The following is a 13,745-nucleotide window of genomic DNA, read 5'->3' on the forward strand; positions in this document are numbered from 1 at the left end:
AGATTGACGGGCATGCGCCTAGCCCGATTGCTCAGCATGCTGCTCGTGGCCCTCACCGCGGCCCTGTCGATCGCACCCGCGGCGCTACTCACGGCGCCCGAGGCGGCGGCGCGACCTCCACTGCGGCTGCCCAGCCAGATCGTCGACGAGTCCAACGTCCTCGGCGCCACAGGTGAGGAACAGGTCGGTCAGGCCATCGACCGGCTCTACCAGAATCGCCAGGTGCGGCTGTGGGTCGTCTACGTGGACAGCTTCTCCGGGCAGAACGCCGAGCCGTGGGCGCAGGCCACCCTGCGAGCCAGCGATCTCGGCGAGTACGACGCGCTGCTCGCCGTCGCGACCGCCGACCGCGCCTATGCCTTCCTCACCGGTTCCGCGGCGGCCAGCAACTCCGAGGCCAATACGCTGCGGCGCACCGAGATCGAGCCCGCGCTGCGCGACGGGAACTGGGCCGCCGCGGCCGTCGCCGCCGCCGACGGACTCGACGCCAAGACCACCAGCTCATCGCCGGGGCTGAACTGGTTCGGCGTGCTGGTGATGCTGGCCATCCTCGGGATTGGCGTGCTCGGCCTGCTGCTGTGGTCGCGGCGGCGCGCACGCAAACGCCGCGAGGCCGATCTGGCCGCCGCACAGCGGGTCGATCCGACCGATCCGAGTGCGCTGGCCGCGGTGCCGCTGGAAACGCTGGACGAGTTGTCCCGGTCGATCGTCGTCGAGGTCGACAACGCGGTGCGCACCAGCGACAACGAATTGACACTGGCCGTCGAGGAATTCGGCGAACAGCGCACCGCGCCGTTCAGTGCCGCCGTCACCGCGGCGCGGACCGCGCTGACGCAGGCCTTCAACGCGCGGCAGATCCTCGACGACACGGTGCCCGAGACCCCGGCCCAGCGTCGCGACCTGCTCACCCGGGTGATCGTCGCGGCGGCCAGGGCCGATCGCGAACTCGATACGCAGCGCGAGGCATTCGGCCAACTGCGTGATCTGGTGATCAACGCGCCGGCCCGCCTCGACGTGCTGACCCAGCAGATGGTCGACCTGACCACCCGCATCGCGCCGGCCGAGCAGGCGCTGGCCGAGTTGAGCCGGCAATTCGCCCCGACCGCGCTGCATTCGGTGGCCGACAACATCGACACCGCCAAACAGCGGCTGGCCTTCGCCGACCAGAACATCACCAATGCCCGGGCGCTGGTGGCCAGGCCGGCCGGGCAGCAGGCCGGGCTGGTCGATTCCGTGCGGGCCGCCGAATCCGCACTGGGGCAGGCCCGCACGATGCTCGACGCGATCGACAGCGCGGCCGGTGACATCAGCCGGGCGATCGCGACGCTGCCCGAGGAGATCGCCGATGTGCAGGCCGGTATCGCGGCCGCCGATACGCAACTGAGCCGCGGCGGTGTCGACGAGGCCGCCGAGCTGAAGGCGGCCCGCGATGCCGCCGCGCAGGCGGTCGCGACGGCGCAGGAGTCCGGGAACACCGACCCGCTGGGCGCCTTCAGCGCGCTGACGCAGGCCGACGCCGATCTGGACCGGCTGCTGGCGGCCGTCGCCGAGGAACGGCAGGCCCAGGAGCGGTTGCGTCGGTCCTACGAGCAGGCGCTGGCCGCGGCGCAGTCCCGGGTGCGCGGGGTCAGCGATTTCATCGACACCCGGCGCGGCAGCGTCGGTCCCGAGGCGCGTACCCGGCTGGCCGAGGCGGTGCGGCAGCTGCAGGCCGCACAGGACAAGGCCGCCGACAACTCGACCGAGAGCCTTCCGACGGCCATCGCGCACGCCAACAGCGCGACGTCGCTGGCCATGCAGGCCCAGCAGCTGGCGAACAACGATGTCAGCTACGCCAGTCAGGCCTACAACTCCCAGCACTACGGTGGCGGGTCGAATTCCGGTGCGGTGCTTGGCGGCATCATTATCGGCAACATCCTGTCCGGGGCGCTGCGCGGCGGTATCGGTGGCAGCGTCGGCGGCGGTAGCTGGCGTTCGACGTCCTTCGGTGGATCAGGGGGCGGCGGCTTCGGTGGTGGCAGCTTCGGTGGTGGCGGTGGCCGCTTCTAGGTCGTGTACAGCGAAAGGTGAACGTACACCTCATCGGGTGCGCGTTCGTCGACGATGATCTCGCGGGTGACCGTGCCGTGCGCGGCCGTGTCCACCTGGTCCTGCGCGTAGCGGGGGTCGGGTGCCGTGCTCAGCTCGGGTCCGGCTATCACTTTCGTGGACTTCGGGATATCGGAAGGCCGGGGCGCCTCGGAGAACTGCGCGAGAAACTCGCCCAGCTGCGCCTCGGTCATCCGTAACGCCAACCGGTAGCGGGTGTCTCGACCGGAATCGGTGTCGGTGCCGAGAACCTGGACATCCGGCGGAAGGATCACATCGCCGAATTGCGCTGCGGTCTGCGCCGGTACCGGCATGTTCTGGTCTCCTCCGTCGCGCGGGGTTTCTGGCTTCGAGCAAGCACACAGCATCAGCAGCGCAACCGCCAGGACCACAGTCAGCCTCATCGGGGCGCTCCGTCATAGGTCGAGACCGACGACGCACCCCTGATGTCGAATTCACGTGCCAGCCCGGCGGTTTGCAGGCCTGCCATCTGAGCGTCGGTGATGGTGATGGGGCCGATCTTGGTTTCCTTTCCAGCGTCCCAGTTGTATCGATCGGCGACATTCACCTGCGACTCGACGTGAACCCGGGGCTCACCGCCCGGTGTGTCCGGCGGGTAGACGGTCACCACGCCACCGGCCGACATGTCCACCCCGCCGACCGCGCGGTACCAGTCGGGATTGGCGTCAGGATCCATGTAGTAACCCTGCCACGGGGTGCGGAACGAGACGGGCTGACCGTACTGGCCGGTCGCGGCGGCCTCGGCCACGATTCGATTCACCTCGTCGTTGACCATCGCATCCCCGCGGGCCTGCATCTGCGGGATATCGTTCATCATCGAGTTCACGTCCAGGTTGTACGGTTTGCCCGTGTTGTCCAAGTAGTGGTCAAGGAGCTCCGCAGCGTGCGGCCATTTCTGCTCGATCAGCGGCAGACCGCCTTCGATCGCCGCCTTGAACGCCAGGTCGTCGCCCCGTGAATACCAGGGCTGCGAGCCCCATTCACCGGACCCTTCATCGTGCTTGCTCCACGGCGGTGGTTCGGGGATGCCGTTCTCGCCCGGCTCAGCAGGCGGCTGATCGGTCGGCTGACCGTCGGGGTCATCGGTGTCGCCGTCGCGACCCTCGCGGTCCCCCAGCGCCTGATATCCCTCCCCGATGGCGCGGATGCGGGCCGCGATGCCGTTCATATCGGTATTGGAGCGGCGCAGGATGTCTGCGACCTCGCCCACACCGCGTGACACGACGGGGATCAACACACGCTCACCGGCCGCGTTGGGTGGCACGCTGGCGGCCGCGCTCAGCACCCACTGCTTGATCTCCTCCAGGTCCCGACGACCGGCAGCGACCACCTGAGCGGAGCGATCGACCTCGGAGCCGAGTCGCCGATCGAGTTCGGCGAGCCCCCTTATGCTGCCGGCCAACCGCTCGTTGCGACCGGCGTAGGCGTCGGCGGCGGCACCCGTCCAGTCCGACCCGGGCGCGGCAGAGGCAACCACCTCCCGCAGCCCATCGAGCGGGCGGCTCTGGTCGAACTCGGTGCCACCGACCGGTGTGCCCTCGCCGAGCGTCGCGCGGGCGTTGTCCCACGTCGAAAGAAATGCCGCAAGAACGCTGATCGCCGCCCCCTCTGAATCCCTGCACTCAAATCCTAGGTGAGCCCAGCACACCTACGACGCGGCAATTCAGGGCGGAGCGAGTTCAGGGCTACCCAGGGCCACGTTCGCCCGCTCGCGGGCGACGGAGGTCGTCAGCAGCCCTTGAGGCGCACCGCGAGGTAGTTCGACACCTCAGAGATCGCCACCCGCTCCTGGGTCATGGCATCACGCTCGCGCACGGTCACGGCGTGGTCCTCAAGCGAGTCGAAGTCCAGCGTGACGCAGAACGGGGTGCCGATCTCGTCCTGCCTGCGGTACCGGCGGCCGATGGCGCCGGCATCGTCGAACTCGACATTCCAGCTCTGGCGCAGCTCGGCGGCGAGATCCTTTGCCTTGGGCGACAAGTCGGCATGCCGCGACAACGGCAACACCGCCGCCTTGACCGGGGCCAGTCGCGGGTCGAGCTTGAGCACGGTGCGCTTGTCCACCCCACCCTTGGCGTTGGGGGCCTCGTCTTCGCGGTAGGAGTCCACCAGGAACGCCATCAACGACCGGGTCAGGCCGGCCGCCGGCTCGATCACATACGGCGTATACCGCGTGTCGGACGCCTGGTCGTAATAGGTCAGATCCACCCCGGATGACTTTGCGTGACTGGACAAATCGTGATCGGTCCGGTTGGCGATACCTTCCAGCTCACCCCACGGGTTTCCGGTGAAACCGAACTTGTACTCGATATCGGTGGTGCCCGCGCTGTAGTGCGACAGCTTCTCCAGCGGGTGCTCGTAGAGCCGCAGGTTCTCCGGCCGGATCCCGAGGTCGATGTACCACTGCAGGCGCGTCTCGATCCAGTACTTGTGCCACTCCGGCGCGGTCGACGGTTCGACGAAGAACTCCATCTCCATCTGCTCGAACTCGCGGGTCCGGAAGATGAAGTTGCCCGGCGTGATCTCGTTGCGGAAGCTCTTGCCGATCTGGCCGATGCCGAACGGCGGCTTCTTGCGCGAGGTGGTGACCACGTTGGCGAAGTTGACGAAGATGCCCTGCGCGGTCTCCGGACGCAGGTAGTGCAGGCCTTCCTCGGACTCGATCGGCCCGAGGTAGGTCTTCAGCATCATGTTGAAGTCACGGGGCTCGGTCCACTGCCCCTTGGTCCCGCAGTCCGGGCAGACGATATCGGCCATCGGCACGGCGTCCGGGTCGGCCAGACCGTCCTTGGCGCCCCGCTTCTCGAAGTAGGCCTCCTGCAGGTGATCCTGTCGGTGCCGCTTGTGGCAGTTGAGGCACTCCACCAGGGGGTCGTTGAACACCGCGACATGCCCGGAGGCCACCCACACCTGCCGCGGCAGGATGATCGCCGAGTCCAGGCCCACGACATCATCGCGACCGGTGACCACCGAGCGCCACCATTGCTTCTTGATGTTCTCCTTGAGTTCCACGCCGAGTGGCCCGTAGTCCCAGGCGGACTTGGTACCGCCGTAGATCTCGCCCGATTGATAGACGAGCCCACGGCGTTTCGCCAGGTTTGCAACGGTGTCGATGATCGAAGGAGACGAAGCCACGGGTCAATAGCGTAGCGAGGACCTGCCGCGGGTTGCGCCCGGGCCGGTGACCGACAGACGTTGACATGCATGGATCTGCATGTATTCTGACTCGTAATGAAAATCATTTCCAATTCTGCCACGGCCGAGGACCATTCCGCGCACTCCCATGAGAGCGCGCCGTTCCCCGAGTTGCCCCCGCGCGCGGTTCTGGACAACGCCGGCGACCTGCTGCGTGCGCTCGCCGCACCGCTCCGCATCGCGATCGTGCTGCAGCTGCGCGAGTCGATACGCTGCGTGCACGAGCTGGTGGACGCGCTCGACGTGCCCCAACCGCTGGTCAGCCAGCACCTGCGGATCCTGAAATCCGCCGGCGTGGTGGCCGGGGAGCGCAGCGGCCGCGAGGTGATGTACCGCCTGGTCGACCATCACCTGGCCGAGATCGTCATCGCCGCCGTCACACACGCCTCGGAGGACGACCGATGAGCACACCGGTGCGATCGACCAAGCAACGCGCGGCCATCTCCACCTTGCTGGAGAACATCGACGACTTCCGGTCCGCGCAGGAGTTACACGATGAGCTGCGCAAGCAGGGTGAGGGCATCGGGCTGACGACCGTGTATCGCACCCTGCAGTCGATGGCCGCCGCAGGCCAGGTCGACACCCTGCGCACCGACACCGGCGAGTCGGTCTACCGCCGCTGCTCGGCCCATCACCACCATCACCTGGTGTGCCGGGTGTGCGGCAGCACCGTGGAGGTCGACGGCGGTGCCGCCGAAGTCTGGGCCGACGAGGTGGCCGCCGAACACGGATTCACCGAGGTGAGCCACACCATCGAGATCTTCGGACTGTGCGGCCCCTGCGCGGTCAGCTGACCCGCACGAACTCCAGCACCGTGTCCCTGGTCAACGGGGCGAGTTCGATATCGCCGGGCGCGTGCGGATCGATCCACGCCATCTCGGCGATCTCGGCCGCCGCGCTCGGCGGACCATCGAGTTCGACGAGGAAGAGATCGGCGGCCACCCGGTGACCGGGCTCGTTGGCCGCGGCCGCGTCGTGGTGGCCAAGGTCGCGCACCGAGTCGGCGACGATACCCGCCCCGAGCTCCTCGGCGATCTCCCGATGCAGGGCCTGCAGTGGCGTCTCCCCCGGTTCGATCTTGCCGCCGGGCTGCATGAACGCCGTCGTCCCGCGCTTGCGCACCACCAGTACGTGCGCACGCGCGTCGAGCACGACGGCGGCGACCACCCGGATGACGGCGCTCATGCCACCAACGTGCGACGCACATCGGCGCCGGTCGCCAGCACCATCATGATCAACGTGCTGAGCGCCTCATCGGTCAGTCCCGACGCGGGAAAGTTGTAGCGCAGCAGCACATCTGCCGACCCATCCTTTTCGACCAGTGAGACGGTGCCCAACAGGGTGTTCCGGGTGTGCCCGGCGACGGTCCCGCGCAGCGCGTCATCGAGCGGCTTATCCCAGGCCAGGATCTGGTTCAACGACACCATGTCCAGCCCCTCGCCCACACTGACGACCCGCAGCGAGGCGAACGTGCCGTCATGGTGCACCGTCAGCGCGCCGTCCTCTTCGCGGGTGGCAGGCAGCAAGGCCTCCACGACGGCCGCCAGCCGCTCCTGCAGATTCATCAGGCCCTCCCGCTCAGGCTCATCATTCGGCCCGCCCGAAGCGACGATTACGGTGCACGTACTCCTCGCACGCCGCCCACAGATCCCGGCGATCGTAGTCCGGCCAGAGCTTGTCCTGGAAGACATACTCGGCATACGCGGCCTGCCAGAGCAGGAAGTTGCTGGCACGTTGCTCACCGGAGGTCCGGATGAACAGGTCGACATCGGGGATGTCGGGACGGTGCAGATGCCTGGCGAACGACGCTTCGCTGATCCGGCCGGGGTTGATCTTGCCCTCCGCCGCCTCCTCGGCGAGTTGCCGTGCGGCCTCGACGATCTCGGTGCGCCCGCCGTAGTTGACGCAGTAGTTGACGGTGATGACGTCGTTGCCGACCGTCATCTGCTCGGCGATGTCGAACTCCTTGATGACGCTGCTCCACATCCGCGGGCGCGATCCGACCCAGCGCATGTTGACGCCCATCGCGTCCAGGTTCTCCCGGCGTCGGCGCACCACCTCGCGGTTGAAGCCCATCAGGAAGCGCACCTCCTCGGTGCTGCGCTTCCAGTTCTCGGTGGAGAACGCGTACACCGACAGGTGCTTGATACCCAGTTCGATGGCTCCGCAGGTGATGTCGATCAGCACCGCCTCACCCATCTTGTGTCCCTCGGTGCGGCCCAACCCACGCTGGGTGGCCCAGCGGCCGTTACCGTCCATCACCACCGCGACGTGGTTGGGGACCTGGTCGGCGGGGATCTGCGGGGGAACCGCCTTGGAAGGGTGCTGCGGCGGCCGGGAGAACCGGCCGTTGGTCTTGGGTGGCAGGTCGGGGAACACCACCGGCCACGTCGAGGTGTCCGGGAATTCCGGATAGTCCTCAGGCGCCGGGGGCAGCTGCGGGTAGGTGACCTTGCCCCGTTTGATTGCCATGCGCCATATCCTGCCCGAACACCGCCGTCCGGCGTTCAACGGCCGCACTATCGACCCGGTAGACCCGCTCCACCAGCGGCAATGTCCGCAGCTGACGTTCAAGATGCCATTGCAGGTGCGCGGCCACCAGACCGCTGGCCTGGCTGCGGTGCGAGGTGGTGGAGGCTTGCGCAAACTCCCAATCCCCATCGTGCAGCGCGGACATGAGCTCCAGCACAGCCTGAGCGGGGGTTGCCGATCCAGACGGTCGGCAATGCACGCACACGCTGCCACCTGCGGCCACATTGAAGGCCCGGTGTGGGCCCGGCGCGGCACAGCGGGCACATTCGGTCAGTGCAGGCGCCCAGCCGGCGATCCCCATCGCCCGCAGCAGGTACGCGTCGAGCACCAGCTCACGGGGACGGCGGCCCTCGGCGACCGCCCGCAGCGCCGCCACGGTGAGACCGTGCAGTTGCGGGACGGGGGCGCGTTCCTCGCCGGCGAGCCGTTCGGCGGTCTCCAGCACCGCGCAGGCGCAGGTGTAGCGGCCGTAATCACTGACGATGTCGACGGCGAAGGCGTCGATGGACTGCACCTGGGTGACGATGTCGAGGTTACGGCCGGGATGCAGCTGAACATCGATGTGCGCAAACGGCTCCAGCCGCGCCCCGAACTTGCTGCGGGTACGGCGCACCCCCTTGGCCACCGCGCGCACCACACCGTTCTCACGAGTGAGCAGCGTCACGATCCGGTCGGCCTCGCCGAGCTTGTGCTGGCGCAGCACGACCGCTCGATCCCGGTACAACCGCATCCGCCCAGTGTCGCACCGCACGGTGACATCGGCGCCATCGCAACGCCGGATATCCTCGGACATCGTATGTCTGTCACCCAGAAGAATCCCGTTCGTATGCGCGTCTTTCCCACCCTCACCCAACAGCTGTACCGGCTCGCCAGCGGCGCCACGACCTCCGAGGAACTGGTACGCCAGTCCCTGACCGCCATCGAGGCCAGCCAATCCCGCCTGAACGCGTTCCGCGTCGTGCTCACCGAGCAGGCCCTCGCCGACGCCGCCGAAGCCGACCGCAAACGCGCTGCCGGACAACACCTTCCATTACTCGGCATCCCCATTGCGGTCAAGGATGACGTGGACGTCGCCGGCGTGCCCACCCGTTTCGGGACCGTCGGCAACCCGCCGCCCGCCACCGCCGACGCCGAGGTGGTGCGCCGGCTGCGTGCGGCCGGGGCGGTCATCGTCGGCAAGACCAACACCTGCGAACTGGGCCAGTGGCCGTTCACCAGCGGACCCGGCTTCGGACACACCTACAACCCGTGGTCACCACGGCACAGCCCGGGCGGGTCCTCCGGCGGCAGCGCCGCGGCCGTGGCCGCCGGACTAGTCACCGCGGCCATCGGTTCCGACGGGGCCGGCAGCGTGCGCATCCCGGCGGCCTGGACCCATCTGGTGGGCATCAAACCCCAGCGTGGCCGGATATCCACCTGGCCGCTGCCCGAGGCGTTCAACGGGATCACCGTCAACGGCGTGCTGGCCCGCACCGTCACCGATGCCGCCATCGTGCTGGACGCCGCGTCCGGCAACGCCGACGGCGATCTGCACAAACCGGCTCCGGTGCGGGTGTCCGACCATGTCGGCCGGGCGCCGGGGGCGCTGCGGGTGGCGGTGTCCACCGCCCTGCCGTTCACCTTCTTCCGGTCCACACTGCACCCGGAGATCACCACGGCCCTGCAGCGCGTCGCAGGCCAACTCGAACAGCTCGGCCACCACACCGTCCGGGCGGACCCGGACTACCACCTCAAGATGTCCTGGAACTTCCTGTCCCGCTCCACCGCAGGCCTGGTGGAGTGGTCGCAGCGGTTGGGCTCCGATGTCGACCTCGACAAGCGCACCATCGGCAACATCCGCACCGGCTGGGCGCTCTCCCAGAACACCCTGCGCAAGGCGCGCGCGGCCGAGGCCGACGCCCAGCGCCGGATCGGCTGGATCTTCAATATCGCCGATGTCGTGCTCGCACCGACCACGGCCCAGCCCCCGCCGCTGGTCGACGAGTACGACGATCGCGGTCCGCTGGCCACCGATCGGGCGATGATCCGCGCCTGTCCGGTGACCTGGCCGTGGAATCTGCTCGGCTGGCCCTCGATCAACATCCCCGCCGGATTCACCGCCGACGGCCTGCCCATCGGGGTCCAGCTGATGGGGCCTGCCGACAGCGAACCGTTGCTGATCTCGCTGGCCGGTCAGCTGGAGGCGGTCAACGGGTGGATGGCCCAGCAGCCCGAACCCTGGTGGCAGGAGCCGACGCTCACGTAATGTGCTCGTTCATGTCGTCGTTGCTGCTGTCGCCCTCGATGTCGTCCCGCCGCTGGGTGACCGCCCTGCCGGTGGTGGCGCTGGCTGCCGGGACGGTGCTGACCGCACCGGCCGCCCATGCCGACAACCGTCGCCTCAACGACGGTGTGGTCGCCAATGTCTACACCGTCCAGCACCAGGCCGGCTGCAACAACGATGTGAAGATCAACCCGAAGCTGCGGCTGGCCGCCCAGTGGCACACCAACGATGTGCTGAACAACCGAGCGCTGAACGCCGATATCGGTTCCGACGGCACGACCGTCGCCGACCGCGCCCGCAATGCCGGGTACGCCGGTGCGGTGGCCGAGACGGTGGCGATCAACCCGGCGCTGGCGATCAGCGGTATCGAGCTGATCAACCAGTGGTATCACCGGCCCGACTACTACGCGATCATGGCCGATTGCACCAACGTCGACATCGGCGTGTGGTCGGAGAGCGTGCTGGACCGCACCGTCGTGGTCGCGGTGTACGGCAAGGGTGACGGCGCACCGCCGGTGCCCTCGAACATCCGTGACTTCGGGCAGGTTCCCGGCTGGACGCCGTAGGGCTCAGAACCCGAGGCGGCCGAGCTGTTTGGGATCACGCTGCCAGTTCTTGGCGACCTTGACCCGCAGCTCCAGGAACACCTTGGTGCCCAACAGCTTCTCGATCTGGTGACGGGCCGCGGTACCGACCTCGCGCAACCGCGCCCCGCCCTTGCCGATCACGATGCCCTTCTGACTGTCCCGTTCGACGTAGAGAATGGCACGCACGTCCAACAGCGGGTCGTCGTCGGGGCGTCCCTCGCGTTCTTCGACCTCGTCGATGACGACGGCCAGTGAGTGCGGTAGCTCGTCGCGCACGCCCTCGAGTGCGGCCTCGCGGATCAGCTCGGCCATCAGGACTTCCTCGGGCTCGTCGGTCAGCTCGCCGTCGGGATAGAACGCGGGCCCCGGTTCGAGGTGGGAGACCAGCACATCGGTGAGGACGTCGATCTGCTGCCCGGCGGTCGCCGAGACCGGGACGATATCGGCAGCCTTGGCGCCGAACTCCTCCTGGACGGCGACCAGTTGCTCGGCCACCTTCTCACGGGACACCTTGTCGGTCTTGGTGACCACGACGATCAGCGTGGTGCGCGGTGCGACGGCGCAGATCTGTTCGAAGATCCAGCGGTCGCCGGGACCGATGCCCTCGTCGGCGGGGATGCAGAAGCCGATCACGTCGACCTCCGAGTAGGTGTCCTTCACCAGCTCGTTGAGTCGCTTCCCGAGCAGGGTGCGCGGCCGGTGCAGGCCGGGGGTGTCGACGAGGACGATCTGGAAATTCTCCCGGTGCACGATGCCGCGGATAGTGTGCCGGGTGGTCTGCGGCCGGTTGGAGGTGATGGCGACCTTCTGCCCCACCAGCGCGTTGGTCAGGGTGGACTTGCCGGTGTTGGGGCGGCCGACGAAACAGACGAAACCGGACCGGAACTCGACACTCACCGGGACTCCAGTGGGGTTCCCGCGCGGTCGGTGACGATGACCGCCGCCCCTGGCGACAGCTCGGTCACCGCGGCGATCCCGGCGTCGTCTGCCGATCCGCCGACCAGCACCGCGGCCTCCAGGCCCGCGGCACCGCTGGACACCGCGGCCGCCACCGCGGCCTGCAGGGCGGTCAGCTGCAGCGCCGCCAACCGGACCGGCGCACCGGCGTAGGTGCGGCCGTCGAGATCACGCACCGCCGCGCCCTCGGGCGCCTCGGCGCGGCCCATCGCCCCGCGCGCCAGCGTCACCAGCTTGGCGTCCTCGTCCTGCACAGTCATGTACCGCTCTCCTCGCTGGGGCTGGGTTCTTCAGGGCTGATCAACACGGTGCCGACGCGCACCCGCCCGCGATGGTCCGGTCCGCCCTCGGCACGCAACCGCAGCCCGTTCCAGCTGACCTGCGCGCCGGGCAACGGAACCCGGCCCAACTCGTGGGCCAGCAGGCCGCCGACGGTGTCGACCTCCAGGTCCTCGTCGATCCGCAGATCGTCGTAGAGCTCAGTGAGATCTTCGATGGGCACCCGCGCCGACACCCGGAAGGTGCTGTCCCCCAGTTCCTCCCACGGCGCCACCTCACCGGCGTCATACTCGTCGTTGATCTCCCCGACGATCTCCTCAAGCACGTCCTCGATGGTGACCAGCCCGGCGATGGCGCCGTACTCGTCGACCAGCAGGGCCATGTGATTTCGGTCGCGCTGCATTTCCCGCAGCAGGGTGTCCAACGGTTTGGAGTCGGGCACGAACACCGCGGGGCGCATCAGGTCGCCGACCCGGATGTCCATCCTGGCGCGTTCCAGCCGGGTCTGCTGCACAAGGTCCTTGAGGTAGATGACACCGACGACATCGTCGACGTTCTCCCCGATGACCGGAAGACGGGAATGCCCGCTGCGCACCGCCAGCGACGTCGCCTGGGCAACGGTCTTGTCGCTCTCGATCCACACCATCTCGGTGCGCGGCACCATCACCTCGCGTGCCGGGGTGTCACCGAGTTCGAACACCGACTGGATCATCCGGCGCTCGTCATCGGCCACCACGCCACGCTGCTGGGCCAGATCGACCACCTCGCGCAGCTCGATCTCGGAGGCGAACGGGCCGTTGCGGAATCCGCGCCCCGGGGTGAGTGCGTTACCGATCAGCACCAGGAGCCGGCTGACCGGGGTGAGCAGCACCGAGATCGCGTGCAACGGCAACGCCGAGGCGAGCGCGATGGTGTAGGCATTCTGCCTGCCGACGGTGCGCGGGCCGACACCGATGACCACGAAGCTGACCACCACCATGGTGGCCGCGGCGGTGAACAGGCCCCATTCGACACCGAGCGGACCGTCCAGATAGGACACCAACAGCACGGTGGCGCTCACCTCGCAGGTGATGCGCAGCAGCACAACGAGATTGATGTAGCGGGGCCGGTCGGCCAACACCCGGGCCAGCCGCATCGCACCGGGGCGCTCATCGCGCACCATCTCCTCGACCCTGGCCAGCGAGGCGGTGCTGATCGCCGCGTCGACGGCGGCGAAGAGTCCGCCGAGCCCGATCAGCAGCACGGCACCGATCAACGGTGCTATCCCGGTCACGGCTGATCGAAGTATCGCGACCCGTCCAGCAGCCGGCGATCCTTCGCGTTCTGCAGATCCTGGCGATATGCCTCGACCTGGGCGGCCACCCATTCCTCGAGGAGGCGACGCTGCAAGGCGAACATCTCCTTCTCCTCGTCGGGTTCGGCATGGTCGTAGCCGAGCAGGTGCAGCACACCGTGCACGGTCAGCAGCGCCAGCTCCTGACCCAGGGAGTGCCCCGCCTTCTCGGCCTGCTTGGCGGCGAACTCCGGGCACAGCACGATATCGCCGAGCATCGACGGTCCGGGCTCGGCGGCGTCGGGACGACCGCCGGGTTCCAGCTCGTCCATCGGGAAACTCATCACGTCGGTGGGCCCGGGCAGGTCCATCCAGCGCATGTGCAGGTCGGCCATCGCGGTCTCGTCGAGCAACACCATGGACAACTCGGCGGCCGGATTGACATCCATCTGGGCGATCACGAATTTCGCGACGCTGATGAGTTCCTGTTCGGAGACGTCGATGCCCGACTCGTTGGAGACTTCGATGCTCATGTCAGTAGTTTTCCGTC

16 protein-coding genes are annotated in these 13,745 nt (G+C 68.0%); 5 read left to right on the forward strand and 11 right to left on the reverse strand.

Going from position 1 to position 13,745, the window contains the following annotated elements:
- The first annotated feature begins 12 nt into the window (after window positions 1-12).
- On the forward strand, window positions 13-2,049 hold the full coding sequence (locus G154_RS05810) for a TPM domain-containing protein (protein ID WP_023986020.1): 2,037 nt from the start codon (window positions 13-15) through the stop codon (window positions 2,047-2,049).
- Here G154_RS05810 and G154_RS05815 read toward each other — a convergent pair.
- From G154_RS05815 to G154_RS05825, 3 genes are all read right to left on the reverse strand, one after another.
- The gene (locus G154_RS05815) at window positions 2,046-2,492 is read right to left on the reverse strand and encodes a hypothetical protein (RefSeq protein WP_019514619.1); all 447 of its coding nucleotides are present in this window, start codon (window positions 2,490-2,492) and stop codon (window positions 2,046-2,048) included. The genes G154_RS05810 and G154_RS05815 overlap by 4 nt on opposite strands.
- Entirely contained in the window at window positions 2,489-3,757 is a 1,269-nt protein-coding gene (locus G154_RS26335; RefSeq protein ID WP_234713137.1) for an EspA/EspE family type VII secretion system effector, read from the reverse strand. Before G154_RS26335 ends, G154_RS05815 begins: the two co-directional genes overlap by 4 nt.
- An 80-nt stretch (window positions 3,758-3,837) precedes the next feature.
- A complete protein-coding gene (locus tag G154_RS05825; RefSeq protein ID WP_019514617.1) occupies window positions 3,838-5,244 on the reverse strand; it encodes a glycine--tRNA ligase in 1,407 nt (468 codons plus the stop codon).
- Window positions 5,245-5,340: 96 nt separating this feature from the next.
- Between G154_RS05825 and G154_RS05830 the strand changes: the two genes are divergently transcribed.
- Complete coding sequence (locus G154_RS05830) at window positions 5,341-5,709, forward strand: metalloregulator ArsR/SmtB family transcription factor (RefSeq protein WP_019514616.1); 369 nt, start codon at window positions 5,341-5,343, stop codon at window positions 5,707-5,709.
- Window positions 5,706-6,098, forward strand: a complete 393-nt coding sequence (locus tag G154_RS05835; protein WP_019514615.1) for a Fur family transcriptional regulator — start codon at window positions 5,706-5,708, stop codon at window positions 6,096-6,098. Before G154_RS05830 ends, G154_RS05835 begins: the two co-directional genes overlap by 4 nt.
- Here the strand turns inward: G154_RS05835 and G154_RS05840 are convergent.
- Genes G154_RS05840 through recO form a run of 4 tightly spaced genes read right to left on the reverse strand, consistent with a single transcriptional unit; the run spans window position 6,091 to window position 8,566 of the window.
- Complete coding sequence (locus tag G154_RS05840) at window positions 6,091-6,489, reverse strand: NUDIX domain-containing protein (protein WP_019514614.1); 399 nt, start codon at window positions 6,487-6,489, stop codon at window positions 6,091-6,093. The genes G154_RS05835 and G154_RS05840 overlap by 8 nt on opposite strands.
- Window positions 6,486-6,869: a hypothetical protein gene (locus tag G154_RS05845; protein WP_019514613.1), complete on the reverse strand. Its 384-nt coding sequence runs from the start codon at window positions 6,867-6,869 to the stop codon at window positions 6,486-6,488. The genes G154_RS05840 and G154_RS05845 overlap by 4 nt, the downstream gene beginning before the upstream one ends.
- Window positions 6,870-6,891: 22 nt before the next feature.
- Entirely contained in the window at window positions 6,892-7,776 is an 885-nt protein-coding gene (locus G154_RS05850) for a decaprenyl diphosphate synthase (protein ID WP_019514612.1), read from the reverse strand.
- Window positions 7,724-8,566, reverse strand: coding sequence for a DNA repair protein RecO (recO, locus tag G154_RS05855; protein ID WP_023986022.1), 843 nt, complete (start codon window positions 8,564-8,566; stop codon window positions 7,724-7,726). Before recO ends, G154_RS05850 begins: the two co-directional genes overlap by 53 nt.
- A gap of 66 nt (window positions 8,567-8,632) precedes the next feature.
- Between recO and G154_RS05860 the strand changes: the two genes are divergently transcribed.
- Both G154_RS05860 and G154_RS05865 read left to right on the forward strand, forming a co-directional pair.
- Window positions 8,633-10,081, forward strand: coding sequence for an amidase (locus tag G154_RS05860; protein WP_045546601.1), 1,449 nt, complete (start codon window positions 8,633-8,635; stop codon window positions 10,079-10,081).
- Between the two features lie 38 nt (window positions 10,082-10,119).
- Entirely contained in the window at window positions 10,120-10,665 is a 546-nt protein-coding gene (locus G154_RS05865; protein WP_023986023.1) for a CAP domain-containing protein, read from the forward strand.
- A gap of 3 nt (window positions 10,666-10,668) precedes the next feature.
- Here G154_RS05865 and era read toward each other — a convergent pair whose 3' ends face one another.
- Genes era through ybeY form a run of 4 tightly spaced genes read right to left on the reverse strand, consistent with a single transcriptional unit; the run spans window position 10,669 to window position 13,728 of the window.
- On the reverse strand, window positions 10,669-11,583 hold the full coding sequence (era, locus tag G154_RS05870) for a GTPase Era (RefSeq protein ID WP_019514608.1): 915 nt from the start codon (window positions 11,581-11,583) through the stop codon (window positions 10,669-10,671).
- Window positions 11,580-11,903, reverse strand: a complete 324-nt coding sequence (locus G154_RS05875; RefSeq protein WP_019514607.1) for a hypothetical protein — start codon at window positions 11,901-11,903, stop codon at window positions 11,580-11,582. Before G154_RS05875 ends, era begins: the two co-directional genes overlap by 4 nt.
- Complete coding sequence (locus tag G154_RS05880; RefSeq protein WP_019514606.1) at window positions 11,900-13,195, reverse strand: hemolysin family protein; 1,296 nt, start codon at window positions 13,193-13,195, stop codon at window positions 11,900-11,902. Before G154_RS05880 ends, G154_RS05875 begins: the two co-directional genes overlap by 4 nt.
- Window positions 13,192-13,728, reverse strand: coding sequence for an rRNA maturation RNase YbeY (gene ybeY / locus G154_RS05885; RefSeq protein WP_019514605.1), 537 nt, complete (start codon window positions 13,726-13,728; stop codon window positions 13,192-13,194). Before ybeY ends, G154_RS05880 begins: the two co-directional genes overlap by 4 nt.
- Window positions 13,729-13,745 lie beyond the last annotated feature (17 nt).

The organism is Mycobacterium sp. VKM Ac-1816D, from assembly GCF_000416385.1.
GTDB classification, from domain to species: Bacteria; Actinomycetota; Actinomycetes; order Mycobacteriales; family Mycobacteriaceae; genus Mycobacterium; species Mycobacterium neoaurum_A.